Origin of the sequence: Pontibacter burrus (genome assembly GCF_010686685.1) — a bacterium.
Classification (GTDB): Bacteria; Bacteroidota; Bacteroidia; order Cytophagales; family Hymenobacteraceae; genus Pontibacter; species Pontibacter burrus.
The window spans coordinates 968,573-993,022 of the sequence record NZ_JAAGWD010000001.1 but is presented as its reverse complement, the minus strand read 5'-3'; the positions used below and the strand labels follow the sequence as shown (position 1 = coordinate 993,022).

The window sequence follows — 24,450 nt, the reverse complement described above, 5'->3', positions numbered from 1 at the left end:
ATTTTCCTTAAAAGCTATGAAAAAACTACTATTCTTATTCGCTGCCGGCGCTATGCTAGTGGGCTCCGCCTGTTCCAGCACAGACACTACAACCGATACTACCACAACCGGCGACATGACCACACAGGACACTGGTGACATGACGGGAACAGACACAGGAAATGCAACCAGCACCACCACAACAACCGGCGACATGACTACTATGACCAACATGGATGATGCCACGTTTATGTCGACAGCAGCCAGCAGCAATGCTTTTGAGGTACAGGCTGGTAATCTTGCACAGCAGCGCGCCACCGACCAGAAAGTAAAAGACTACGCCAAGATGATGGTCGACCATCACACGCAGGCAACGCAGGAAATGGGTACTATAGCCTCGCAAATGGGTATGAGCCTGACACAGGCGTTGATGCCGATGCACCAGCAAATGATGGATGAACTGAACAACTATACCGGCAACAACTTCAACGAAAAATACATGGATATAATGGAGCGTGCCCACGAAATGGATATCGCCATGTTTGAAGCGAAAAGCCGAAATGCACAGGACCCGACTGTAAAAGCGTTTGCAACCAAAACTTTGCCTACACTACAATCTCACAGACAAATGGCTTCTGATATTGAAGATAATGTAGATTAATACAAATTAAACTATAGGTAGTGCGCCGGTAAACTATAGTTTGCCGGCGCTTTTATTTTACTACAACCTGAGTCTGTAGCGCAGGTACCGAACCAGTTTTTTAAGTCTCATCCTTGAGATATCGTAGAACATAGCTATAAACAGGAGTCCTGCCGGAATCAGGAAAGTATAATGCCGAAGCAGCGGAAACACATAGCCCCCGGCTATAGCCCCTCCCAAAAAGAACAGGATGATAACGATCCGGAGCACGATCCGCTGTTTTAACCCATGCTTTTTAAGGGCTGCTGGCAAGGTAGCTGCTGCCAGTTCTATACCCAGATCTGTGAAAATGCCTGTGAGGTGCGTAGTACGTACTACAGAGCCTGAGATCATGGACACCATGGCATTCTGCAGGCCCATTGCAAATAACAGGCTACCTGCAAAGAGCTCTGCCTTAATCAGGCTCCCATCGTAACTATAGCCATAAATGCCATTCACTAACAGTATACAAATCTCTAGCAGTATAGGCAATGTATAAGCAAATACCTGATCGCGGCCTATTCTGCTAATTATAAAGCTCGAGGTAAATGCTCCCGTCAGAAACATTAACATCCAGAGGCCGATGATCCGGGCACCACGAAAGTCGCCCTGCGCCAGGTTCTCTGCAAAAAAAGCGACATGGCCTGTAACGTTTGTAGTGAGTACAGCAAATGCAAGCAACCCGGCAATATTTACAAAACCGGCAGTAAGACAAAGTATAGCTGCCAGCTTTATATTATGCCTGAAATTTCTGCGATTGCCTAAGTGCCTTAACATAAATAAAAGGTAATAATTTTTAGACGACTGTGCCTCTTAACAAAGCAAATTTATCTTGTTGCTATAGTTCAGGAAATACGCAACTATATCTTGTTGCACACAAAAGTATAATCCTGTAATTTACCGTCTAACTTTTGCCAACCATACATCAAGCATCTTGTCAACTGTATTTTATACTTACCTGGAGCTGGGTTTTCATCATGTCTTTGACCTGAAAGCTTATGATCATCTGCTGCTCCTGATTGCTTTGTGCGCTGTTTATACTATAGGTGATTGGCGAAGGGTAGTTGCACTCATTACCTGCTTCACCATTGGCCTCTCCATAGCCCTTGCCCTATCAGCATTTCACATTATCCAATTCGATAAAGGGCTTATCCGGTTCCTGATGCCGGCTACGATCTTCTTAGTCTGTGTTATAAACTTTTTCAGGCTGAAAGGTGCCGCCAATAAGCAACACACCATTTTCTCGGTCTATAACCTGGTTGCGGTTCTCATAGGGTTGGTGCACGGTTTAGGGTTCTCGAATCACCTGAAATCATTGTTTCGCCGCGGTGACGATGCCTGGCTCAAAATGCTGGCTTTTAATGTGGGTATAGAACTGAGCCAGTTGCTTTTTGTATTTCTGGTGCTGATCGTGGCGTTCCTAATTCAGAACCTGTTCAATGCCAAACGCCGCGACTGGATAATGGTGCTTTCGAGTGCTGTAGCAGGAATCTCCCTGATCCTGATGATGAAAGCCAATATCTTTTTCTGAAATAAACTATAGTTTACACATAATAGCTAACCTATAGTTCCGTAATTATAACCATTCAACTATAAGATAGTTTTATTTTCTTAGGCAGAACTATAGTGCTATAGTTGCAGCAGTCATTTTCTGAGACCTTCAGAACTATAGAAACAAAAAGAGCAGCTCTCAAAGGCTGCTCTTTTTGTTTATTCTGCATCGAACCGGTCGAAGAACCGTTGTTTGATCTTGTCTCCTTTCCGAACAAATGGCCGGATAATAAGGCGGGTCCCGTTCTCGTAGGTAAAGAATTTGTATACCCAGTTGCTAAGTACCACCAGTTTGTTGCGGAAACCAACCAGCGCCATTACGTGCACAAACAGCCAGATGGCCCATGCTATAAAACCACCAAAATGCATTTTACCCGGCAAGTCGGCAACGGCTCTGTTACGGCCTATAATCGCCAGCGAACCTTTATCCGTGTATTTAAACTTCTCGAGCGGCTTATTTTCCTGCAGGCGCACCAGGTTCTTGCCTAGCAGGCTACCCTGCTGTATAGCAGGCTGCGCTACCCCTGGGTGTCCTTTTGGCCATTCTTCGGTTTTCATCATGGCAATATCCCCGATCGCAAAAATATCAGGATACCCCAGCACTTGGTTGAACTCATTTACCAGTATCCGACCACGTTCTATAGTTTCAGGAGGTAAACCATCTACCAGTGCTCCGGCTACCCCGGCAGCCCAGATAAGCGTGTTGGTATGTATGCGTTTATCGTTCTTCAGCACAGCCCACTCTCCATCGTAAGACTCTACCAGCGTGCCCAGAATAATGTTAACGCCTAGCTCTTTCAGGTATTTATAGGTCTTCTCGCTTGACTTTTCAGACATGGGCGGCAACAAGCGGTTCATTCCCTCTACCAGGTAAATATTCATTTTGCTGATGTCTACGCCCGGGTAGTCGGCGGGTAGTACGTGGCGCTTCATTTCGGCCAGGGCACCAGCCAGCTCCACACCGGTTGGTCCGCCCCCTACTACCACAAAGTTCATCAGGCTTTGCTGCATTTCAGGGTCCGGTGTCATACTAGCCTGCTCAAAACATTGAAGCATCTGGCTGCGAAGGTTCAGGGCATCCGGAATTTTTTTGAGCGGGAAGGAGAACTTCTTCACCTGCTCATTACCGAAATAGTTGGTTTTGGTACCGGTCGCAATAACCAGGTAATCATAAGAGATATCGCCAATAAGTGTGGTAACAGTTTTGGTTTCGGGGTTTACTGAGGTAACCTTAACCAACCGGAAATAGAAATCCTTATAGGTATCCCCACCAAATAATTTACGGAGCGGTTCCGCAATGGCATCAGGCTCAAGGCCGGCAGTGGCAACCTGGTAAAGCAGCGGCCAGAATCCATGGTAGTTCTGCTTATCGAACATCACGACCTGGAAATTTTTTCCGCGTAGTTTTTTGGCAAGGTTAATTCCGCCAAATCCACCACCTATTATAACAACACGTGGCTTCTGTGTTTCGGGTATATTTAATGCGAGGTTTGTTACTGGAAGCATATGATCATTTATTTAGCTTAGGCAGCACCCCCTTAAAGGGCTGGCTGCAGATGTAGCATCTAAAAACAGCTACATTGCCAAATAACGGATCGAATGGTGCATAGTTACCAATTACTGCTTCGGGCAGTTTCTAGATAACTATAAACTGGTTAGCAACATAGCTACAACAACAAGCAAAGAGCAACATACAACACTGCATATCTATTGCTTTTTAAATTCACCATTCTTTAACATATCCAACAGCTTAAGCACCGCAAACGGGCTTATAGTTGGTATCATGTGGCGGTTTTGCTGCTGTATGCGCTGCTGTTGGTTAAACACCCTCGAGTTGGCATTTCCATCCATCGGCACAACTTCAAACAGCTCACGCAAACGTTCGGGGTCCAGGTTCCGGTTGGCCGCAGTACGTCCCTCGTCGGGCAGTTTCAGGGCTAATACTGCTTCCTTAAAATCACGTTCTGTGGCCCATGGTATTACTTTCACCTCCGATAGCTCTATTGCCGCCTCCTGCATTTGCATAATGATGGAGTAACTGTCAGAAGGGTAGGTTTTGGGGATTACCAGCGTTTCCCTTTTATAACCCAGGGCGCTGAAAATAACTGTATCGCCGGTGAGTACCGGTAGCGAGAAAAAGCCATATTGGTTGGTTTGTACACCACGGTTTGTACCAGGCACATACACACTTACACTGCTTACGCCATACAGGCTATCGCCTATAGTTACAAACCCCGACAACTGTACTACCCGCTTACCGCCCTGCGCTTTTGCCTGTTCCGGCATAGCGGCAAAAGCCACTAAAACAAGGATAGTGGCAGCTACTATTTTGTACAACTTCACGTGACTAAATATCGACTTCATGTAGTACAATTATAGGGTTTATTATTTTATTATAGCAGCTTTTGGCTATTTTTGTTTGCGTTGGAAACAGAATCATGCGGTTAAAACATTTTAGTTTAGCTTTTGGCGAACAGATATTTAAGGCACTGGCCGATGAGTCGCGGGTGCGTATCCTGCACCTGATTCTGCGCAACAAGGAAATGTGCATTTCAGACCTGGAACAGGTCTTGGATTACACTCAGACCAAGACCTCCAGGCACCTGGCTTACCTGCGCAATGCCGGCCTTGTAGCTCCCCGTAAACTAGACCAATGGGTTTATTACTCACTTAAAGACGAAGCTGCCGATATGCTGAACCAGATCTTTACTTACCTGGAACGCGACAGCACCTTACTTAAAGACCAGGAAACGTACCAGATCCTGTATTCTAACCGCGAGCTTGCAGTTAATAAGCTCCACAACCGCCACTGGACAAACTTTTAGATCAGCCCTGCACTATAACTCTGCAGACCCGACATTATTGTTGCCAGCTAATAAAACCCACAAAAACGATACAATTTTTAAACATACAGGCCAGCTGCCCGTTTTAATTAAACCCTCACGAAAATCACATATGAGAACATATAAACATCTGCTCTTCGACCTGGACCACACACTATGGGATTTTGAGAAGAATTCCGAAGAAACGCTCTTTACCCTTTTCCATAGTTACAACCTGGCCGACTTCAAAAAGTTTGATTGCGATTCGTTTTACAGAAAATATAAATTCGTAAACCACCTGCTCTGGGACCTGTATAACAAAGGCAAAATAAACCAGCAGGAACTCCGCGAGCAGCGCTTCGTCCGTACGCTAACAGGCCTTGGTTTGAAACCTGAAGAAGTACCGCAGGGCATTTCGGAAGACTACACCACACTTTGCCCAACCAAAACGGCCGTTTTCCCCTATACACACGAAGTACTGAGCTATCTGCAGCCTAAGTATGGTTTGCACATAATCACCAATGGCTTTAAAGAGATACAGGCAATAAAAATGACCGCATCCAACTTGCATGGCTATTTTAAAGAGGTAGTAACATCGGAGTGCTGCGGCTATAAGAAACCTGATAAGCGCATGTTTGAGCACGCACTGAAGCGCATAAATGTAAAGCCGGAAGATTGTTTGATGATCGGGGATAATCTGGAATGCGATATTGATGGAGCACGTGCCGCAGGTATAGACCAGGTTTATTTTAATCCGGAAAAGAGCACCAGAAAACTCAGGCCAAAGCCGACTTTTGAAATACACTGCCTGAGCGAATTACAGGCTATTCTATAAACTATAAAGCCCGGCAATTAGCCGGGCTTTATAGTTTATAGTTAGTAAGGTTAGTCCTTTATGTCCTTTTTAGTTTCAAGGGCACGAAGCTCTGCATGCAACAACTTGATCTTAGCTTTATCGTCAGTAGTCAGATCTTTTTCAACTACTTTACGACGGGCATCCAGCTTCTTCATAATCGCCTGGGCTTTATTCCATTCATCATCTGTCCAGGTATCGCCCTTCTCGCGCACGCCTTCCAGCAACAGAATATATGCCTGACGCAGGTTAGCAGCCGGAATCTTGTTAATATCAGCATGAGGCCCCAGTAATTCCTTTTCCATAGCTGGCACACCCTGGTTGCCCTGTTGGGTTTGTGTGGTACCATTGCCCTGAACTATAGCGCTATAGTTTGCGGCTTCAGCAGCAAAGGAAAAACTTAATGCACCAGCCACTAGAAGCGATAAGTATGTTTTCTTAGTTCTTTTCATAATTCTAAAATTTTATTTCTGTATAAAACAGCAAGCACTTAATACGTGCAACAGTGCAATTTTTGTTTCAGCTCAGCTTTTTAAAAACATTATTAGCAGGTAAACTATGGCAACTATAAGTCAGCCATAAGTATAGTGAGTTTACATAAACAGTGCAACATTTAAGTACATCATATGCTGCAGTTTAACTATAGCTCTAACAAAAAAGGCCGCTCGTTTCGGAGCAGCCTTTCTATAGTTTAATTTTTTTTTCTTAAAGCATGTGGCTTACCAACCCTGGAGCAAGACCAAACAGAATGGTAAGTACAGTACAGATAACCAATACTGCAATTGCAAAACCACTTGCCGATACTTTGGTATTCTCGCCTGCAGGCTGCAGATACATGGCAATTACCACCTTAAAGTAGTAGTAGATACCTATAGCAGCTAGTACAACTGCCAGCGCTACCAGCCACACCAGGTTTCCAGCAGCGATAACAGATGAGAACACGAAGAATTTACCGAAGAAACCTGCCGTAAGCGGGATACCACCCAGCGACAGCATCGAAACAGTCATTACAAAAGCCAGCAGCGGGTTTGTTTTACCCAGGCCATTGAAAGCCGCAAACGAATGGTTTCCGCCACGCTCCTCTTCTACCAGTTTCAGCACACCAAACGATGCAACCGATGCTAGCGCATACGACAATGAGTAGAAGAACAGTGCATTCTCAGAAAAGTCGTTGAAAGAAACCAGCGTCATCAGCAGGTAGCCGGCATGCGAAATAGAAGAGTATGCCAGCATACGCTTAACACTTGGCTGCATAACAGCCCCAATGTTACCGACTACCAGCGTTAATACTGTAATGGCAATCATAGTCGGGAACCAGCTTGCAAGCGAAGCATCAAAAGCACCTGCCATTAGTTTATAGAAAGCTGCCACACCAGCAGTTTTAACCACTGTGGCCATAAACGTTGTAAACAGTGTTGGTGTACCCTCATACACGTCGGGAGCCCAGAAATGGAACGGTGCAGCTGAAATCTTAAACGAGATACCAATGATTGTGATGAGCAGGCCCATTACAAACATGGTATTGGTAGTTCCATCAGCGCCAACCTGTGCAGCACCTATCTCAGTAATATCAAAAGTGCCGGTAGCGCCATAGAGCAGCACGATACCGAAAAGCATCACACCTGTAAAGAACGACCCCATCAGGAAGTACTTTAGGGCAGCTTCGTTTGAACGCAGGCTGTGCTTGTTGCTACCTGCCAGTACGTACATCGCAATCGAAACAATCTCTACCCCGATAAACAGCATGATCATGTTCTCGAAAGCCACCATCATGATAGCACCTACCAGCGAAAACAGCAGGATAGAATAATATTCGGCCAGGTTCTCGTCTTCCGCATCAATGTAGTTCTGCGAAAACGGCAGTATCAGCAGGGTTGTTAAGGTCATGATGCCCGTAAAAGCCACCGCATAGTTATCGATGGTGAGCATGTTGCTAAAGTAGGTCTGGGTGTTGTTCCAGTCCAGCAGGTTTACACCAAACACTACTGCCAGGAACAGCATTACCAGCGGCAGCAATATTCTCTTAGACTTCAGGAAACCTAGAAACAGGTTAATGATGCCTAAAACTGAAAGAAGTATGATCGAGGTCATGTCGTCGTATTTCCTGTTATTTCTGTTAAATTCCGCTTAGCGGTTTATAATGCTGAGCAGGTTACCAACTGCTGGTTCCGATATGCTCAGGAAGGTGTTCGGGAACAAACCTATCCAGAATACCATAATGATGAGCGGAATCAGCACTGCTTTTTCGTTCAGCGTAAGATCTGTAAAGGCGTTTGTATGCTCAGACTTCGTTCCGAACATCACACCCTGGAACATGCGCAGCATATACACTGCAGCTAGTATAATCGTTAAACCGGCAACTGCACCAAACCAGGCATTGTACTTATACACCCCCATCAGTAACAGGAACTCCCCGATAAAACCGTTTGTAAGCGGCAGCGCGATAGAGCCCATCATCAGGATCATGAAGAAGATCGAAAGCACTTTGGCATTCTGTGTTATACCGCCCAGGCTTGTTATCTCGCGGGTGTTGGTGCGGCTGAAGATGATGTCGATGATAAAGAACAGACCAACTACGTTGATACCGTGGCTCAGCATCTGGATAACACCACCCTGCAAGCCTTGTTCGTTCAGGGTAAAGATACCAGCTGAAATAAGGCCCACGTGCGCAATAGATGAGTAAGCAACTAGGCGCTTCAGGTCGTGCTGACGAATAGCGATTATTGATCCGTAGATAATACCGATAATAGAAAGAATCAGCACCAGCTCATCCCACTGGCTTACGCCCAGCGGCACTACTGGTAGCAACCAGCGCAGCACGCCATAGATACCCATTTTCAGCATGATACCGGAAAGCAGCATGGTAGCCTGTGTAGGCGACTCTGTATAAGTATCGGGCTGCCAGGTATGGAACGGGAACACCGGCATTTTAATAGCGAAAGCAATAAACAGGAACCAGAAGATCCAGCTCTGTGTATCGGAGCTCAGGGCCAGCTGGTAAAAAGCTTGTACATCTGAAGAATGTGCCGCCAACTGTGTTGCACCCGTCTGGAAGTACAAGTATACAAATGCAGCCAGCATAAACAGCGAGCCGAAAATGGTATACACAAAGAACTTAATGGTAACACGAATGCGGTTTGCACCACCCCAGATAGCTGCGATAAAGTAGATCGGGATAAGCGCTACCTCCCAGAAGAAGTAGAACAGGAATGCATCCAGTGCTACAAACACACCAATAAGGCCGGTTTGCATGAAAAGGATAAGTGCATAAAACGTGTTCGGGTTCTTATAGTCGTGTTTAAAGGCAGACAGGATTATAAGCGGAACCAGGAATGTCGTTAACAATACCATCAGCAAGCTGATACCATCCATACCAATATGGAAACCGATACCGGCACTTGCTACCCATGGCGTGTTAAGTTCGTATTGCGTTGAACCACTTGCCGAATCAAAACCTAACGTTGCAACCAGTGCAATGGCAAACTCTATGAGCGCTGCCACAAAAGCCACTTTCTTGGCACCTTGTCCTTTAATCAGCAGCACCAACAGTGCAGCTAAGGCAGGCCAGAAAAGTAAAAGAGCTGTTATCATCTTCTAAGAACCTTATCCGATAAAGAAATTTAAAAACAGAATGAGCGCGATGCTAAGCACCATTACCAGAATATAAAACCCGATAACACCGCTCTGCGCGAAACGAAGCGTGCGGCTGCTCAGCATGACAAACTTGGCAACACCATTCACTATACCATCTACTATCACCACATCAAACACTTTGTGGAATACAGATGACAGCCACATAACCGGGCGCACAATGATCGCATTGTATAGTTCGTCGATGTAATACTTGTTGTAAACCAGGTTGTGAACCGGCGCCAGGCGCTCGCCTTCGGCAGCAGGCACTTGTTTCTTGCTTACATACATGGTATAGGCAATACCAGCAGCTACCAGGGCAACTGCAACAGATACGCCCATCAGGATCCACTCAGTAGCATGATCCAGGTGCATTGGTGCTACAGCGGCAGGGTTAGCCAGGCTAGCAAAACTATAGATAGGTGCCAGGTAATTCTGCAACACGTGCAGGTTCTCGCCAAATACCGGAGGCATACCCAGGAAACCACCAATTGTAGAAAGTACTGCCAGCACAATCAGCGGTAACGTCATCGACATTGGAGATTCGTGCAGGTGAGATTTCTGCGCTTCGGTGCCACGGAAAGTACCATAGAAGGTCAGGAACACCAGGCGGAACATGTAAAAAGATGTCATGAACGACACCAGAACGCCCAGTCCCCACAGCAGCTTGCTGTGCTGCCACACGTGCGCCAGTAACTCATCTTTAGAGAAGAAACCGGCAAATGGCGGAATACCAGCAATAGCCAGTGTACCAATCAGGAAGGTGATAAATGTTATCGGCAGGTACTTGCGCAAACCACCCATGTTACGGATATCCTGCTCGTTGCTCATGGCATGTATAACAGAACCAGCACCCAGGAACAGAAGCGCTTTGAAGAATGCGTGCGTCAGAACGTGGAAGATAGACGAAGAAAACGCCATTACGCCCAGTGCCAGGAACATGTAACCCAGCTGCGAAACAGTAGAGTAAGCCAGTACCTTTTTAATATCATTCTGTGCTAAGCCTATAGTTGCAGCCAGCAGTGCCGTAACGATACCAACTATAGCAATAAACTCAAGTGTAGTCGGGGCCAGTACATACAGCACGTTCGAGCGAAGCACCATGTAAATACCAGCCGTAACCATGGTAGCCGCGTGTATCAGCGCCGAAACAGGCGTAGGACCCGCCATCGCATCCGGTAACCAGGTAAACAATGGCACCTGCGCACTCTTACCCATCGCACCGATAAACAGCAACATGGTAATCGTGATCATTACCGTAGAGTCGATGCCACCGGTGTAGCGCGCCGCCTCTGTGAAAACCTGCGGATAGCTAACCGAACCGAACGTGATAAAGATCAGGAAAATAGCCAGCAGGAAGCCCAGGTCACCGATACGGTTCATTACGAAGGCTTTCTTGGCGGCGTTATTATAGTTTGTATTCTTGTTCCAGAAGCCGATTAGCAGGTACGAGCACAGACCAACACCTTCCCAGCCCACAAACATCATTACGTAGTTGGAGCCCATTACCAGTATCAGCATCGAGAACATGAACAGGTTAATGAAGGCGAAGAACTTACCAAAGTTCTCGTCGTGGCTCATGTAACCGGCCGAGTACAGGTGAATAAAGAAACCGATACCCGTTACCATCAGCATCATCAGCAGGGTCAGCTGGTCAATCAGGAACGCGAAACCGATCTGCATTTCACCTACCGAGATCCAGTTGTAGAAATCAACGGTGTACGGACGGCTGCCATTTGCAGTAAAATCAACAAAAAGGTAAATCGAGATAAGGAAGGATGCCAGCACAGTGCCGCAGCCTATCAAACTTACCATACCCTTTGCCAGTTTGCGGTTGCCAAGCCCATTCACAATAAAGCCAATCAGGGGCAGCAGCGGTATGAGCAAACAGAGCAGTGCCATCGCCTGGTTATTGAAGGGCATTACAATCTCTTGCATCTATGTAGTATTAAGTTAAGCTATTGTAGATTATAGTTTTATGGCTCTTACCACTTCAGGTGGTTCAGCAGGTGTACATCTGTAGAGCGGATGTTACGGTAGATCATTACAATAATGGCCAGGCCGACACACACTTCAGCAGCCGCTACCGCCATAATGAAAAACACGAATATCTGTCCGTTAGGGTCTGAGCGATATGCTGATAATGCAACAAGCAGGATGTTTACAGCATTGAGCATCAGCTCCACACACATAAAAATGATGATGGCATTGCGTCTGGTTAGTACACCAATTATGCCGATAACAAATAGAGCAGTGCTAAAGAACAGGTAATATTCCAGCGGAATAGTTCTGATAATTTCAGGTATCTGATTCATTTTTTGTGTAGTCCGAGCGTAGTACTACCGTTAAAGTATAATGCAAAAATTCGTGCCGCAAAGTTATCCCCTTTTCTTAAAAATCCATAACTTATTTCTATACTTCTTGGCGCAAGCCCGCCTATCCGCCACAACTCTCTCCTTTTACTCCAAAACCTATTAATTAAGCCTAGTTTAATGCTTTTGCATCCCGCTTTCCGGCAATTTGCGCGTTTCCCTGAGTTGCCTTCCACAAATACTTTGTTTCTTTACTGACGTAGGCTAATTTGATAGCTGTTTAAGAAACTGTATTGTGTTTATACAGTACCTATACAATACCCCACTATGGAATACAATTTTCGGAACCGACACTTCACAATAAAAGGGCAACATGCCGCCGCAGGAGCTAAAGTTATAGTTTGGTTGCTGGTAACAATGAGTGTTTTATTTATCGTCAGCTGCAACAACGAGCGTAAATTTGACAACAGCGCAGATATGGAGACCACTACGCCTACCGCAACGATAGTTACAACCCAGTTTTACCAGAACATTCCCTCGGGCTCAGGCATAGAAAAGGCACCGGATGGTTATTTTATAGTTGGAGACGACTCCCCTTTCCTGTACCTGATTGGCAAAGATTTCAAAATTAAAGACCAGTATACTTTATTCGACACCTCTGAATTTGTGAATGGCCGCATTCCAAAAGCTGTTAAACCAGACCTTGAAAGCCTTGCAACGCTAAACTATAAGGGCAAAGATTACCTGCTCATTTTAGGTTCCGGCTCATCGGGCAACCGTAACAAAGCCTTTCTGGTGGAATTACCCATAGTGCCAGGTAAGCCTGTAGTAAAGGAGATAAACATAAAGCATCTTTTTGATACCCTGCAACAGGACACAACTATAGTTGGAAAAGAACTGCTAAACATAGAAGGCCTTGCTGTTTCTGAAGACAAGGTTTACCTGTTGCAACGCGCTTTAAAAGATGCCCCTAACCTGGTTCTGTCTTTCGATCTTCAGGACTTCTGTAGCTTCCTGTTCAATAATTTGCCATTTCCCGCTCCGGAGCTTCATTTTTTTGAGCTGCCCATGTTACAAAACTACCAGGCCGGTTTTTCAGGAGCCCATGTACTAGACGATAAATTATTCTTTACAGCCTCCATAGAAAGTTCCCCCAATGCTATACTGGATGGAGAAGTACTTGGCAGCTTTGTAGGTTATATTCCATTACAAGATATTGATAAAGCAACTACAGCAAGCAAACCAACTGTTATTTCTGCCGCCAAAGTAACAGATCAATCAGGTAAAGCCTATACTGGTAAGATTGAGTCGTTAGTGGTTGAAAGAGATGAAGCTAACTATAGGATAATAGCTGTTTCTGATGATGATCAGGGCCATTCTGAAGTTCTGGAAATAGTTTTTGTTGTGGAGTAAAGGGTTGTTTAAGATCAGAAATCAGCTTTAATTTGTTGTCATGTCGAGCGCAGTCGAGACATCTTATTCAGCCTGTAGCCAACTATAGTTGCTACTTGCCACAAGCAGTTCGTGCTATAGTTACTGCTTATCCTGGGAGCTTTACATGCCTATCGTTTCATTTCTAGCTTTAGTGCGCTCACGGCCGCGAGGCCCCGTCTTCGGGCATTGCGCGGTGTACATTTCTTTTGCTCGTCCCTCTCAATGGCTGCGCCACCAGAAATCTACAAGGCGCTCAACCCAAAGACTGAGAACTTTCGATAGCTATAGTTCTTATAGTTTGATAAGCTATAGTTGCTTGGCTTTGCTCGTGGTTGTAGTATCTTGGGGCAGGCTGCGCCGGCCTGCTCGTGGTCTAGAACTATAGAGTTATAAAACTTTGGCGAAGGCAGAAAGTCCCCCTTTGAAGGGGGCAGGGGGATGACTAAAGCTAACTATAGAACTATAAACCAAACTATAGCAATAGCCGAAATTCCCCTCTTGGGAGGGGCAGGGGTGGGTTAAAATACTCTCTATAAAATTGTAACCCCAACTATAGTAAAAGCAGTATAGCTCCCCTCCTTAGACAAGGAGGGGTTAGGGGTGGTTGGACAAACGCCAACTATAGAACTAAAGCTACTAACTATAGCAAACAGCACCATTCTTAATAATCCATTAAATCACCATTAATCTGAAGTTCAAAGCAGCTTTTAAACAAAACGGGCTGCAACTATAAATTGCAGCCCGTTTTGTTTAGTTCTTGATATGTATTTTAGAAGTGTCGGTCTCCTACTTCTTTCTTACCTAACATTACAGCTCCTACCATGGCAACCAGGAACAACACTGATACGATCTCGAATGGCAACAGGTACTTTGTGAATAACACTTTACCCAGGTTCTCTACCATACCAATCTGCGAGTCAAAATTTTCAGCGTTGTAGCTTCCAACTTCGGCATCTTTCAGCGCTGCGATCATTACTATAAAAAGTAAGCCGCCTGCTATTGTTCCGGTTATTTTGGTGATCGTAGATGTTTTATGGTCACGCTCATTTTTGCTTATGCTCAGGAACATGATCACGAACAGGAACAATACCATGATGGCTCCAGCATAAACGATGATGTTTACTGCTGCCAGAAACTGCGCATTCAGCAGGATATAATGACCTGATATGGTAAAAAATGTAATGATCAGAAAAATAATGCTATGCACTGGGTTTTTAGATATTACAACCATCAGGGCGCAAAGCAATGTAAGCGAAGCCAGGAAATAGAACACGTTCTCCATTATGAGATTATTTTGTTTCAGTGGTTTTTAAAGGCTCCACCAGTCGGTCTTTGCCATAAATAAATTCATCACGCTCGTAGCGGGCCGGAGCAATTTTATCGTCCTGCAGGAAAATAGCCGCCTTAGGACAAGCCTCTTCGCACATACCGCAGAAGATGCAACGCAACATATTAATCTCATATGTTACTGCATATTTTTCCTCACGATATAAGCCTTCCTCGCCGGCCTTGCGTTCGCCAGATGTCATGGTGATAGCTTCTGCCGGGCAAGCCACAGCGCATAATCCGCAGGCAGTGCAACGCTCAGCGCCGTTCTCGTCGCGCTTCAGCACGTGCAGGCCGCGCCATACATCGCTTCGCTGACGGGTTTCTTCCGGATACTGTACAGTTGCCTTCTTTTTAAAGAAGTGTTTTAGCGTAATACCAAGCCCCTGTGCAATTGCCGGTAGATATGCCCTTTCTGCAAAGGTCATCTCCTTCTTCTGCACTTTCTTGCTTCTATTTGATAATGGTTCCATTATATCTTTCTCCCTTCTCTTGATCTTACTTATAGTTCAGACAAGTTTTCGGTACTATAGTTTAAAATAAGTGTTCCTTAAGCAGGATGGCAGCACCCGTTAATATCACGTTCAGGATTGCTAACGGAATCAGGATGTTCCAGCCCAGCTTCATCAGTTGGTCGTAACGGAAGCGTGGAAGCGTCCAGCGTACCCACATAAAGAAGAAGATGAACAGGAATATCTTGGTAAACATGACAACTACACCTATCAGCGTCACCACGTTATTGGCCAGTACCGGATCGCTGATAGCAGCTCTCAGGTTCTCCATGAACGGGAAGTTGTAAGCGCCAAAGTATAGCGTAGACATTACCGCCGAGGCCACAAAGATGTTGATATACTCTGCAAAAAGGTACATACCCAGCTTCATGGAGCCATATTCTGTGTGGTAGCCACCAATTAGTTCTGCCTCAGATTCAGGTAAGTCGAACGGTGTACGGTTACATTCTGCAAAGGCGCAAACCAGGAAGATCAGGAAGCCAAGCGGCTGGTACCAGATATTCCAGTTAAAGCCTGCCTGCTGCTCTGCAATCTCTCGCAGAGAAAGAGAGCCTGTCATCATCAGAACGGCGATCAGCGATAAGCCCATTGCCAGCTCGTAGCTGATGTTCTGAGACGCCGCACGGATAGCACCCAACAACGAGAATTTGTTGTTAGACGCCCATCCACCTATCATCAGGCCATACACACCCAGCGACACGACACCAAATACATAAAGCACGCCGATGTTTACATTTATCGCTTGTAGCGCTATCTCGCGGCCGCCAACTATAAGCGTATCGCCAAACGGAATCACAGCACTCGACATAGTAGCCACCAGCATCGCGATACCTGGACCAATAATGAACAGCGCTTTGTTGGCGTTTGTAGGAATAAAATCTTCCTTGAAGAACAGCTTTCCGGCATCGGCTAGCGGCTGTAGCAAACCTGCAGGGCCCGCACGGTTCGGACCAACACGGTCCTGGATAAAGGCTGCTATCTTACGCTCAAAGTAAGTTGAATAGGTAGCGATCAGCAGGGTAATGCCGAAAATTACCAGAATGTAAATAGCTTTATATATTAGGTCTACAGACTCCATATCTTAGGCTTGTGGCAGATTTTTCTTAGTAGAACTTGGTAAGTTTGGCACGATCGGCACATTCAGAACCGGCAATTCGTAGTGGTTTACCGAAATTACCGAGTTTCTGTTAATATGGCGCGGGCCTTCAATTGTCCAGTCTTTCGTCTCTTTTTTATCGAAGCGGCAGGTATTACAGATAAACTCCTCAACTTCGTTATACTGGTCTTTGCGAGCAGTTACGCGCAATACTTCTTCGCCACGTGTCCAAAGCGTTACTTTACCTGAGCAGGTTGGGCAATCGCGGTGCGCATCCATCGGCTTGGTAAACCAAACACGGTTTTTAAAGCGCCATGTTTTATCCGTAAGCGCTCCTACAGGGCACACATCAATCACGTTACCTGAGAAATCATTATCGATCACGTTCTCAATGTACGTTCCGATCTCAGCAGCATCGCCACGGCCAAGTACACCATGCACACGGTTCGGCGTGATCTGGTCAGCGGTATACACGCAACGGTAGCACAAAATGCAGCGCGTCATGTGCAGCTGAATGTATGGGCCCAGATCAACTTTATTGAAAGTACGACGCTCTTCTTCGTAGCGGGTTGCGCTCACGCCGTGCTCATAAGAAAGGTCCTGCAGGTCACACTCACCAGCCTGGTCACAGATCGGGCAATCCAGCGGGTGGTTGATCAGGAGCATTTCCACGATGCCTTTGCGGGCATTCATCACATCCTCGTTAGTAGTATTTTCTACCACCATGCCATCCTGCACCGGCGTAATGCACGACGCAACCAGTTTAGGCATAGGGCGCGGATCTTTGGCAGAACCCTGTGTTACTTTTACAAGGCACACACGGCACTTACCGCCACTGCCTTTTAATGGAGTATAGTAACACATGGCAGGCGGCACTACACTGCCACCGATTTTTCTGGCGGCCTGAAGAATGGTAGTTCCATCTTCTACCTCTACCTCAATGCCATCGAATGTTATTTTAGCCATTTTTATTATCGTTGTTCGTTATAGTTGCACTGCTATAGTTGAGTTGAGCAGTGTAACAAACGATTTAAGCTATACTTTCCTTTTTCAGGATATTTTATTTTAGCACTGGCAAAGAAGTCTTATGACTTTTGTCCGGTGTCTTATGTCTGATATTAGGCTTCTATAGTTGCCAGCTGACCTCTGTACACAGCACCTGGCAAGGTTGCTTCTTTCGGATGCTTGATATGCCACTCAAACTCATCACGGAAGTGACGGATCGCACTGGCTACCGGCCATGCTGCTGCATCACCCAGCGGACAGATGGTGTTACCTTCAATCTGCTTAGCTACACTTACCAGCAGGTCAATGTCCTGCTGATGACCATGGCCGTGCTCAATGCGGTGCAACACTTTCTCCATCCAGCCTGTACCTTCACGGCAAGGGCTGCACTGGCCGCACGACTCATGATGATAGAATCTTGCATAGTTCCACGTGTTACGCACGATGCACTGGTCTTCATCGAAAACTATAAAGGCACCTGAACCCAGCATAGAGCCGCTCACAAAACCACCGTCAGATAATGATTCATAAGACATCAGGCGGTCTTCGCCGGCAGCTGTCTTTAATATAAGGTTAGCAGGCAGAATCGGAACAGAAGAACCACCCGGCACTACAGCCTTCAGTTGCTTGCCTTTCCAGATACCACCGCAGTATTCGTCAGAGTAAATGAATTCTTCAACCGGAACACCCAGCTCTATTTCGTAAACACCTGGCTTGTTAATGTTACCGCTGGCAGAGATCAGTTTTGTACCTGTACTTCTACCGATACCGATCTTGGCATATTCCGCACCACCGTTGTTCACGATCCACGGCACAGACGCGATAGACTCCACGTTGTTTACTACTGTTGGCGAAGCAAACAAACCTTTCACAGCCGGGAATGGCGGCTTGTTACGCGGGTTACCACGCTTACCTTCCAATGATTCCAGCAAAGCAGTTTCCTCACCGCAGATATAAGCACCACCACCCGGAGCGACATGCAGGTCCAGGTCGTAACCAGAACCCAATATGTTTTTGCCCAGCAAGCCGGCCGCATACGCTTCCGCGATAGCTTTCTCCAGAATGCGTAACACAAACATCAATTCGCCACGGATGTAGATATAAGATGTGTTCGCGCCCAGCGCGTAGCTCGACGTGATCATACCTTCTATCAGCGCGTGCGGGTTTTTCTCCATAAACACACGGTCCTTAAAGGTACCGGGCTCAGACTCATCGGCATTGCAAACCAGGTAACGCGGAACACCTTCCGGCTTAGCCAAAAAGCTCCACTTCATACCAGTCGGGAAGCCGGCACCACCACGACCGCGCAGGCCTGATGTTTTCACTTCTTCCACCACCTCGTCCGGAGACATCGTTTTCAGGGCTTTCTCTACCGAGCGGTAGCCGCCATGCTTACGATATACTTCCAGGGTCTCGATGCCTGGTACGTTTATATGTTCGGTTAATATTTTAAGTCCCATTGTGTTGCTATTTACAGCTAACCAATTCTAATTCAAGATTATACTTTTCCTGACAAAAGACTTGATGACAAAGGACAAAAGAGATTAAGTTAAAGGTCCTTGGTCTTTTGTCAAATAGTCTATTATCTATTGAGCCTGATGATAAGGTGTTTCTACCTCAGTGTTGCGCAGCATCTCCAGGAACTGATCCAGTTTTTCTTCTGAATCGATGTTCTCGTAGTATTTCTCGCGCACTTGCAGCATAGGGCCTGTACCGCACGAAGCAAGGCATTCTACCGGTTTCAAGGTAAACATGCCATCAGCAGTAGTCTCCCCTTCTTCAATACCCAGTTTATCCTTGATCATCTCGATCATCTGATCAGCACCACGCAAGCAGCAAGGACCTGTACGGCATACTTCCAGCACGTGCTTGCCAACCGGCTTCAGGTTGAACATGGTATAGAACGTAGCCACTTCGTATACTTCGATCGGCTGTATGTTCAGGATTTCGGCAATTTTATCCATTACCTGTGGGCTCAACCAGCCACCAAACTCTGCCTGTGCTACGTGCATAATAGGCAGAATAGCAGATTTCTGGCGTCCTTCTGGGTAATGGCTGATGTAGCGCTGGATCTCGGCCATGCCTGCATCAGAAAACTTTACTTCGTTTATAGTCATTTCAGTTAACAATTAACAGTTAACAGTAATCAATTTATAGTTGGTAACAGATCGGTTATCGATATCAGCATTAACTGTTTACTGCTAACTGATAACTGTTCACTGTATTATGCGTCGAGCTCGCCGGCAATAACGTTCAGGCTACTCAGCGTCAGGATAGCATCAGCCAGCTGACCACCTTTAATCATCTCAGTATAAGCCTGGTAGTAAATAAAGCAAGGACGTCTGAAGTGCAGACGGTAAGGGGTGCGGCCACCATCGGAGATCAGGTAGAAACCAAGTTCACCGTTACCACCCTCAACTGAATAATATACTTCACCAACCGGAGCATCAATTTCACCCATTACAATTTTAAAGTGATAGATCAGGGCTTCCATGTTGCGGTATACCTCCTGTTTTGGTGGCAGGTAATAGTGCGGCGCATCTGCATGGAAAGAGCCTTCCGGCAGGTTTTTATATGCCTGCTCAATAATCTTTAAGCTTTGCCATACTTCTTCGTTGCGCACCAGGTAGCGATCATACGTATCGCCTTTGCCACCAACCGGAATTTCAAACTCGAAATCATCGTAAGACGAGTACGGGTTCATCACGCGCACATCGTAGTCAACACCTGTGGCACGCAGGTTAGGTCCTGTAAAGCCGTAGCTCAGGGCACGCTCCGCTGAAATGGCTCCAACGCCTACCGTACGATCGATGAAAATACGGTTGCGGGTAAGCATTTTCTCAAACTCAGCCCAAACCTTAGGGAAGCGCTTCAGAAACTCCCCGATCAGGTGCAATGCCTTCGGAGAAAGGTCGCGCTCCATACCACCGATACGCCCCATGTTCGTAGTCAGACGGGCACCACAAACCTCTTCGTAAATGTCGTAGATATGCTCACGCTCCTGCATCACGTACAGAAAGCCTGTAAAGGCACCAGAGTCCACACCCAGGATAGAGTTACAAATCAGGTGGTCGGAAATACGAGCCAGCTCCATCATGATCACACGGATATACTGTGCGCGTTTTGGCACTGTAATTCCCAACAGCTTCTCTACCGTCATCAGGTAGCCCATGTTATTGATAGGCGCCGAGCAGTAGTTCATGCGGTCGGTTAGTGGCGTGATCTGGTAGAACGCGCGACGCTCCGCTATTTTCTCAAATGCACGGTGAATGTAACCTATAGTTGGAACAGCGTCCATGATCACTTCACCATCCATCTGCAGGATGTTCTGGAAAATACCATGCGTAGCCGGGTGCGTTGGCCCCAGGTTCAGCGTGGTCAGGTTTTCGTTTTGTTTCGCCTGAAGCTTAAGATCCAGGTTCTCACGAAACTGCTCTAAACCATCAAGTTCAACTGTCTTTTTCTCAGTAGCCATAATATGCTCCTAACGTATAGCTGCCAACTATAAACTGGCAGCGAAAACGGCTTATCGTCCGAAAAACGTATTTATTTTATCTTCTCTTGTCTGATCTTCCAGCGGATACTGCTTCAGCATCGGGTGGTACTCCATATCTTCCACATTCAGGATGCGGATCAGGTTTGGATGTCCGGTAAAGATAACACCATAGAAGTCGTAAGCCTCGCGCTCCATCCAGTTGGCAGTAGCGTAAAGATCCGTCATCGTTGGCATTACCGGGTCCGAGATCGGGAAGTATACCTTAATGCGAAGGCGGTAATTATGACGCAGGCTGTGCAGCTGGTAAACCATGCAAAGCTCCTTGTCTTTCTGATCAGGGTAATGAACACCGCACATTGTGGTCAGGAAACTGATCTGCAGTTCTTTGTCGTCGCGCAGAAATCTGATCAGCTCATGAATAGTAGCACGGTTCGTCTGGAACGTCATGATACCATCCGGATCGTAAGCATCCCAGATGTTCTCTTCGCCAAACTGTTCAATGATCTTACCGAGTACGTTTTCGTTCGTAAGCTCCATTATGCTTATTTAATATTATAAGAGGCTAAAAGCGCCTGATATTCCGGTGAATTGCGGCGACGCAGTGATTCGTTCGCGGCCAGGTCCTGCACGCGCATCAGGCCGTCCAGTATCTGCTCAGGGCGAGGCGGGCAGCCAGGCACATATACATCTACAGGCACAATGCGGTCGATACCCTGCAACACAGAGTAAGTATCGAAAATACCACCTGATGTAGCACAAGCACCTACAGCAATAACCCAGCGCGGCTCGGCCATCTGCTCATACACCTGCTTTACAACAGGGCCCATTTTTTTGGCAATCGTTCCCATCACCATCAGGATATCTGCCTGGCGTGGCGAGAAGCTTGGGCGCTCAGAACCGAAACGGGAAATATCATAGTTGGCTCCCATAGTAGCCATGTACTCAATACCACAGCACGAGGTAGCAAAAGGCAGTGGCCAAAGCGAGTGCTTGCGCGCTAGTCCGATTACTTTCTCAAACGAAGTGGCAAAAAAGCCTGCACCAGAATATCCGTCCGGGGCTTCTACCAATGTTATGTCTTTATTTGAATCGCTCATGTCGAGATTTTTTTGTTCTTCTAAGCGGGGCAATTTACCCCAACTCTGAACAACGGTACGTTCTCAAAAGTTTAATGCACTGCTCTTACTTCAGGATACCTTTTTTAAGCTCATAATAGAATCCGGCAAGCAGCACAGACAAGAAAATGAGCATGGGCACAAAGAACGTCATGCCAAACTCTTTAAAGTTAACTGCCCATGGGTACATAAAGATGATCTCTACATCAAATAACACGAACAGGATAGCCGTCATGAAATATTTGTAAGAGATCGGGGTACGGGCATCGCCCACCGACTCAATACCACTTTCGAAAGCAGCACCCTTAACAGCACTTGTGCGCTTTGGGCCCAGCATATGGGTAGCCACCAACGCAAAAACCACAAAACCCAGGGCAGCTGCAAATTGTATTAAAATTGGCAGGTAGTCAGACGGTAAGTACTGATTTACAGCAGTTTCCATAAAGTTGTAACTCTTTCTTGAAATTTGGGAGCAAAATTAGGCATAAATAGCCAACAATCAAAAGTATAAGTTATCTGTAAATAACAGCCTGTAGCATGATTTATCTCACTTTTACAGGGGGTGTAACAAATCTAAATACCAGTATAACAAAACAAAGGGCCGCTACTCCCGAGAGTGCGGCCCTTTGCATTAAACTATAGGTTTGTTATTTGTTCTCGCCTAAGAACGGGTAGCGGTAATCTACCGGCGGTACAAATGTTTCTTTGATCGAACGGGCAGATACCCAACGCAGCAGGTTCAGCATAGAACCGGCCTTGTCGTTTGTACCGGATGCACGCGCACCACCAAACGGCTGCTGGCCAACTACAGCACCAGTCGGTTTGTCGTTGATGTAGAAGTTACCGGCTGCCTGGTCTAATTTCTTCGTAGCATACTCAACCGCGTAACGGTCCTGCCCGAAAATTGCACCAGTCAGGGCGTAAGGCGATGTAGTGTTCACCAATTCCAGCGTATCTTCGAAGTTATTCTCATCATACACATAGATGGTAATAACCGGCCCAAAGATCTCCTCGCACATGGTAACATACAGCGGGTTATGCGACAACAGTACAGTTGGCTCAACAAAATAACCCTTTGATTTATCGTAACCGCCACCAGCAATAATTTCTACCTCATTGCTGTTTTTCGCATTATCGATATACTTGGCAATCTTATCGAAAGACTTCTCGTCGATTACGGCGTTAACAAAGTTTCCGAAATCTTCCGGAGCACCCATTTTAAACGACTTCAGGTCTTCGATAATGTAGCCCTTCACTTCGTCCCAAAGGTTGCTTGGGATGTAGGCACGCGATGCTGCAGAGCACTTCTGACCCTGATACTCGAATGCACCACGCGAAATAGCCGTAGCAAGCGCTTTGGCATCAGCTGATTTATGAGCTAGGATAAAGTCTTTACCACCCGTTTCACCTACGATGCGTGGATATGATTTGTATTTATGGATGTTGGTACCAATGGTTTTCCAGATGTTCTGGAATACGCCTGTGCTACCGGTAAAGTGGATACCAGCAAAATCGGAGTGGTTAAAGATCACATCTCCGGCAGTCGGGCCATCAACAAACACTAGATTGATCACACCGTCCGGCAGGCCGGCCTCACGGAACAGCTCCATAATTACGTGTGCTGCGTAGATCTGGGTGTTGGCTGGTTTCCAAACTACTACGTTACCCATCAGGGCAACAGATGCAGGCAGGTTACCGGCAATAGCTGTAAAGTTGAATGGGGTTAACGCAAACACGAAACCTTCCAGTGGGCGGTGCTCCATGCGGTTCCAAACACCCGGCGAAGACTCCGGCTGCATGTGATAAATTTCAGTAGCGTACTGCACGTTAAAGCGCAGGAAGTCGATCAGTTCGCAAGCAGAGTCGATCTCAGCCTGGTAAGCGTTTTTAGACTGGCCCAGCATGGTAGCTGCATTCATACGCGCTCTCCAAGGACCTGCCAGCAACTCGGCCGCTTTCAGGAAAATAGAAGCACGGTGCTCCCAGCCCATATTTGCCCAGGCCTCACGAGCAGCCAAAGCAGCGTTAATCGCCTGCTCCACGTGCGTTGAATCGCCCTCGCTGAAATGACCCAGGATGTGCTTGTGGTCATGCGGCTGAAGCATTGGCTTCTTTTTATCGGTAAAAACTTTGTCGCCACCGATGTACATTGGCACATCGATTTCTTTCGACTTCATTTCTTTATAGGTGCGTTGTAGTTCTTCACGCTCCGGCGAGCCCGGCGCATAAGATTTTACAGGTTCGTTTATAGGTGTTGGTACTTTAAAAAATCCGGTTGCCATTTAGTTTATAGTTAAGGATTTAAAATATGCATTAAGTAAGGTTCTAAGACCTTATTACAAAGGTAAGGCTATTTCTGAAAATAAGCTTGTCTGGCAATAGGTTTAACCAGGAGAGGTAGTTAGTGCTTGTTTCATCTGATGATTTAACAGCTTGGCTGAGGTTTTGTTAGTTAATTGTTGGGATTAGTTTAGGGTTGATATTACCAGGTTATAGTTGGTGTTTTGCTACAGGCTATAGTTCTATAGATTTCCCTATTGTCATGTCGAGCGTAGTCGAGACATCTTATGTGTCCTATAGCTAACCATCGTTGCAACTGGGAACAAGTAGTTTCTTTCATAGTTGCAGTTTATCCTGGGA

Annotated in this window: 24 protein-coding genes; 5 read left to right on the top strand and 19 right to left on the bottom strand. The window is 46.2% G+C overall.

The annotated features are described in order from the left end of the window. Nucleotides 1-16 precede the first annotated feature (16 nt). Nucleotides 17-640, top strand: coding sequence for a DUF4142 domain-containing protein (locus GXP69_RS04560; protein ID WP_163912795.1), 624 nt, complete (start codon nucleotides 17-19; stop codon nucleotides 638-640). A 60-nt stretch (nucleotides 641-700) separates the two neighbouring features. Here the strand turns inward: GXP69_RS04560 and GXP69_RS04555 are convergent, their stop codons facing one another. Then, a complete protein-coding gene (locus tag GXP69_RS04555; protein ID WP_163912793.1) occupies nucleotides 701-1,435 on the bottom strand; it encodes a YoaK family protein in 735 nt (244 codons plus the stop codon). 157 nt (nucleotides 1,436-1,592) lie between these two features. Between GXP69_RS04555 and GXP69_RS04550 the strand changes: the two genes are divergently transcribed. Then, nucleotides 1,593-2,189 (top strand): HupE/UreJ family protein, encoded by a 597-nt coding sequence (locus tag GXP69_RS04550; protein ID WP_163912791.1) that lies wholly within the window; start codon nucleotides 1,593-1,595, stop codon nucleotides 2,187-2,189. A 179-nt stretch (nucleotides 2,190-2,368) separates the two neighbouring features. Here GXP69_RS04550 and GXP69_RS04545 read toward each other — a convergent pair whose 3' ends face one another. Both GXP69_RS04545 and GXP69_RS04540 read right to left on the bottom strand, forming a co-directional pair. Further along, entirely contained in the window at nucleotides 2,369-3,715 is a 1,347-nt protein-coding gene (locus GXP69_RS04545; RefSeq protein ID WP_163912789.1) for an NAD(P)/FAD-dependent oxidoreductase, read from the bottom strand. A 201-nt stretch (nucleotides 3,716-3,916) separates the two neighbouring features. Then, on the bottom strand, nucleotides 3,917-4,573 hold the full coding sequence (locus GXP69_RS04540) for a carboxypeptidase-like regulatory domain-containing protein (RefSeq protein WP_204281895.1): 657 nt from the start codon (nucleotides 4,571-4,573) through the stop codon (nucleotides 3,917-3,919). 74 nt (nucleotides 4,574-4,647) lie between these two features. Between GXP69_RS04540 and GXP69_RS04535 the strand changes: the two genes are divergently transcribed. Further along, nucleotides 4,648-5,034: an ArsR/SmtB family transcription factor gene (locus tag GXP69_RS04535; protein ID WP_163912787.1), complete on the top strand. Its 387-nt coding sequence runs from the start codon at nucleotides 4,648-4,650 to the stop codon at nucleotides 5,032-5,034. Nucleotides 5,035-5,164: 130 nt separating this feature from the next. Then, a complete protein-coding gene (locus tag GXP69_RS04530; RefSeq protein ID WP_163912785.1) occupies nucleotides 5,165-5,866 on the top strand; it encodes a YjjG family noncanonical pyrimidine nucleotidase in 702 nt (233 codons plus the stop codon). Nucleotides 5,867-5,916: 50 nt separating this feature from the next. On the opposite strand, the gene GXP69_RS04525 is transcribed toward GXP69_RS04530, so the two are convergent. From GXP69_RS04525 to nuoK, 5 genes are all read right to left on the bottom strand, one after another. Continuing rightward, entirely contained in the window at nucleotides 5,917-6,336 is a 420-nt protein-coding gene (locus GXP69_RS04525; protein ID WP_163912783.1) for a hypothetical protein, read from the bottom strand. A 253-nt stretch (nucleotides 6,337-6,589) separates the two neighbouring features. Beyond that, nucleotides 6,590-7,975 (bottom strand): NADH-quinone oxidoreductase subunit N, encoded by a 1,386-nt coding sequence (locus GXP69_RS04520; RefSeq protein WP_163912781.1) that lies wholly within the window; start codon nucleotides 7,973-7,975, stop codon nucleotides 6,590-6,592. Between the two features lie 36 nt (nucleotides 7,976-8,011). Further along, nucleotides 8,012-9,475: a complex I subunit 4 family protein gene (locus GXP69_RS04515; RefSeq protein ID WP_163912779.1), complete on the bottom strand. Its 1,464-nt coding sequence runs from the start codon at nucleotides 9,473-9,475 to the stop codon at nucleotides 8,012-8,014. A gap of 12 nt (nucleotides 9,476-9,487) precedes the next feature. Further along, nucleotides 9,488-11,452: an NADH-quinone oxidoreductase subunit L gene (gene nuoL, locus GXP69_RS04510; protein ID WP_235925553.1), complete on the bottom strand. Its 1,965-nt coding sequence runs from the start codon at nucleotides 11,450-11,452 to the stop codon at nucleotides 9,488-9,490. A 47-nt stretch (nucleotides 11,453-11,499) separates the two neighbouring features. Beyond that, nucleotides 11,500-11,829, bottom strand: coding sequence for an NADH-quinone oxidoreductase subunit NuoK (gene nuoK / locus GXP69_RS04505; protein ID WP_163912777.1), 330 nt, complete (start codon nucleotides 11,827-11,829; stop codon nucleotides 11,500-11,502). Nucleotides 11,830-12,153: 324 nt separating this feature from the next. Here nuoK and GXP69_RS04500 point away from each other — a divergent pair, with 324 nt between their 5' ends. Then, entirely contained in the window at nucleotides 12,154-13,239 is a 1,086-nt protein-coding gene (locus GXP69_RS04500; protein ID WP_163912775.1) for a DUF6929 family protein, read from the top strand. A 790-nt stretch (nucleotides 13,240-14,029) separates the two neighbouring features. Here the strand turns inward: GXP69_RS04500 and GXP69_RS04495 are convergent. The 11 genes from GXP69_RS04495 to pruA all read right to left on the bottom strand — a co-directional run bounded on the left by GXP69_RS04495 (nucleotide 14,030) and on the right by pruA (nucleotide 24,092). Then, nucleotides 14,030-14,542, bottom strand: a complete 513-nt coding sequence (locus GXP69_RS04495) for an NADH-quinone oxidoreductase subunit J family protein (RefSeq protein ID WP_163912773.1) — start codon at nucleotides 14,540-14,542, stop codon at nucleotides 14,030-14,032. A 7-nt stretch (nucleotides 14,543-14,549) separates the two neighbouring features. Further along, a complete protein-coding gene (locus GXP69_RS04490; protein WP_235925552.1) occupies nucleotides 14,550-15,059 on the bottom strand; it encodes a NuoI/complex I 23 kDa subunit family protein in 510 nt (169 codons plus the stop codon). A 61-nt stretch (nucleotides 15,060-15,120) separates the two neighbouring features. After that, nucleotides 15,121-16,176: an NADH-quinone oxidoreductase subunit NuoH gene (nuoH, locus tag GXP69_RS04485; RefSeq protein WP_163912771.1), complete on the bottom strand. Its 1,056-nt coding sequence runs from the start codon at nucleotides 16,174-16,176 to the stop codon at nucleotides 15,121-15,123. Nucleotides 16,177-16,179: 3 nt separating this feature from the next. After that, nucleotides 16,180-17,160, bottom strand: coding sequence for a 2Fe-2S iron-sulfur cluster-binding protein (locus tag GXP69_RS04480; RefSeq protein WP_163912769.1), 981 nt, complete (start codon nucleotides 17,158-17,160; stop codon nucleotides 16,180-16,182). A gap of 152 nt (nucleotides 17,161-17,312) precedes the next feature. After that, nucleotides 17,313-18,659 (bottom strand): NADH-quinone oxidoreductase subunit NuoF, encoded by a 1,347-nt coding sequence (gene nuoF / locus GXP69_RS04475; RefSeq protein WP_163912768.1) that lies wholly within the window; start codon nucleotides 18,657-18,659, stop codon nucleotides 17,313-17,315. Nucleotides 18,660-18,785: 126 nt separating this feature from the next. Continuing rightward, a complete protein-coding gene (locus GXP69_RS04470) occupies nucleotides 18,786-19,316 on the bottom strand; it encodes an NADH-quinone oxidoreductase subunit NuoE family protein (RefSeq protein WP_163912766.1) in 531 nt (176 codons plus the stop codon). Between the two features lie 107 nt (nucleotides 19,317-19,423). Beyond that, nucleotides 19,424-20,674, bottom strand: coding sequence for an NADH dehydrogenase (quinone) subunit D (gene nuoD, locus GXP69_RS04465; protein ID WP_163912764.1), 1,251 nt, complete (start codon nucleotides 20,672-20,674; stop codon nucleotides 19,424-19,426). Between the two features lie 51 nt (nucleotides 20,675-20,725). Then, nucleotides 20,726-21,232 (bottom strand): NADH-quinone oxidoreductase subunit C, encoded by a 507-nt coding sequence (locus GXP69_RS04460; RefSeq protein WP_163912762.1) that lies wholly within the window; start codon nucleotides 21,230-21,232, stop codon nucleotides 20,726-20,728. Between the two features lie 5 nt (nucleotides 21,233-21,237). Beyond that, nucleotides 21,238-21,792 carry an NADH-quinone oxidoreductase subunit B gene (locus tag GXP69_RS04455; RefSeq protein ID WP_163912759.1) on the bottom strand — a complete coding sequence of 185 codons (555 nt, stop codon included), beginning with the start codon at nucleotides 21,790-21,792 and terminating at the stop codon, nucleotides 21,238-21,240. An 85-nt stretch (nucleotides 21,793-21,877) separates the two neighbouring features. Further along, nucleotides 21,878-22,252, bottom strand: coding sequence for an NADH-quinone oxidoreductase subunit A (locus tag GXP69_RS04450; RefSeq protein ID WP_163912757.1), 375 nt, complete (start codon nucleotides 22,250-22,252; stop codon nucleotides 21,878-21,880). A gap of 205 nt (nucleotides 22,253-22,457) precedes the next feature. Beyond that, nucleotides 22,458-24,092, bottom strand: coding sequence for an L-glutamate gamma-semialdehyde dehydrogenase (gene pruA / locus GXP69_RS04445; protein WP_163912755.1), 1,635 nt, complete (start codon nucleotides 24,090-24,092; stop codon nucleotides 22,458-22,460). Nucleotides 24,093-24,450: the final 358 nt, after the last annotated feature.

Coding starts and splice junctions, on each gene's coding strand:
- GXP69_RS04530 (WP_163912785.1), top strand. CDS start 5,165: ATGAGAACATATAAACATCTGCTCTTCGACCTGGACCACACACTATGG.
- GXP69_RS04455 (WP_163912759.1), bottom strand. CDS start 21,792: ATGAGCGATTCAAATAAAGACATAACATTGGTAGAAGCCCCGGACGGA.
- GXP69_RS04500 (WP_163912775.1), top strand. CDS start 12,154: ATGGAATACAATTTTCGGAACCGACACTTCACAATAAAAGGGCAACAT.
- GXP69_RS04560 (WP_163912795.1), top strand. CDS start 17: ATGAAAAAACTACTATTCTTATTCGCTGCCGGCGCTATGCTAGTGGGC.
- GXP69_RS04540 (WP_204281895.1), bottom strand. CDS start 4,573: ATGAAGTCGATATTTAGTCACGTGAAGTTGTACAAAATAGTAGCTGCC.
- nuoF (WP_163912768.1), bottom strand. CDS start 18,659: ATGGGACTTAAAATATTAACCGAACATATAAACGTACCAGGCATCGAG.
- GXP69_RS04520 (WP_163912781.1), bottom strand. CDS start 7,975: ATGACCTCGATCATACTTCTTTCAGTTTTAGGCATCATTAACCTGTTT.
- GXP69_RS04525 (WP_163912783.1), bottom strand. CDS start 6,336: ATGAAAAGAACTAAGAAAACATACTTATCGCTTCTAGTGGCTGGTGCA.
- GXP69_RS04555 (WP_163912793.1), bottom strand. CDS start 1,435: ATGTTAAGGCACTTAGGCAATCGCAGAAATTTCAGGCATAATATAAAG.
- GXP69_RS04545 (WP_163912789.1), bottom strand. CDS start 3,715: ATGCTTCCAGTAACAAACCTCGCATTAAATATACCCGAAACACAGAAG.
- nuoH (WP_163912771.1), bottom strand. CDS start 16,176: ATGGAGTCTGTAGACCTAATATATAAAGCTATTTACATTCTGGTAATT.
- nuoD (WP_163912764.1), bottom strand. CDS start 20,674: ATGGCTACTGAGAAAAAGACAGTTGAACTTGATGGTTTAGAGCAGTTT.
- GXP69_RS04450 (WP_163912757.1), bottom strand. CDS start 22,252: ATGGAAACTGCTGTAAATCAGTACTTACCGTCTGACTACCTGCCAATT.
- GXP69_RS04515 (WP_163912779.1), bottom strand. CDS start 9,475: ATGATAACAGCTCTTTTACTTTTCTGGCCTGCCTTAGCTGCACTGTTG.
- GXP69_RS04490 (WP_235925552.1), bottom strand. CDS start 15,059: ATGGAACCATTATCAAATAGAAGCAAGAAAGTGCAGAAGAAGGAGATG.
- pruA (WP_163912755.1), bottom strand. CDS start 24,092: ATGGCAACCGGATTTTTTAAAGTACCAACACCTATAAACGAACCTGTA.
- GXP69_RS04535 (WP_163912787.1), top strand. CDS start 4,648: ATGCGGTTAAAACATTTTAGTTTAGCTTTTGGCGAACAGATATTTAAG.
- GXP69_RS04470 (WP_163912766.1), bottom strand. CDS start 19,316: ATGACTATAAACGAAGTAAAGTTTTCTGATGCAGGCATGGCCGAGATC.
- nuoL (WP_235925553.1), bottom strand. CDS start 11,452: ATGCAAGAGATTGTAATGCCCTTCAATAACCAGGCGATGGCACTGCTC.
- nuoK (WP_163912777.1), bottom strand. CDS start 11,829: ATGAATCAGATACCTGAAATTATCAGAACTATTCCGCTGGAATATTAC.
- GXP69_RS04480 (WP_163912769.1), bottom strand. CDS start 17,160: ATGGCTAAAATAACATTCGATGGCATTGAGGTAGAGGTAGAAGATGGA.
- GXP69_RS04460 (WP_163912762.1), bottom strand. CDS start 21,232: ATGGAGCTTACGAACGAAAACGTACTCGGTAAGATCATTGAACAGTTT.
- GXP69_RS04495 (WP_163912773.1), bottom strand. CDS start 14,542: ATGGAGAACGTGTTCTATTTCCTGGCTTCGCTTACATTGCTTTGCGCC.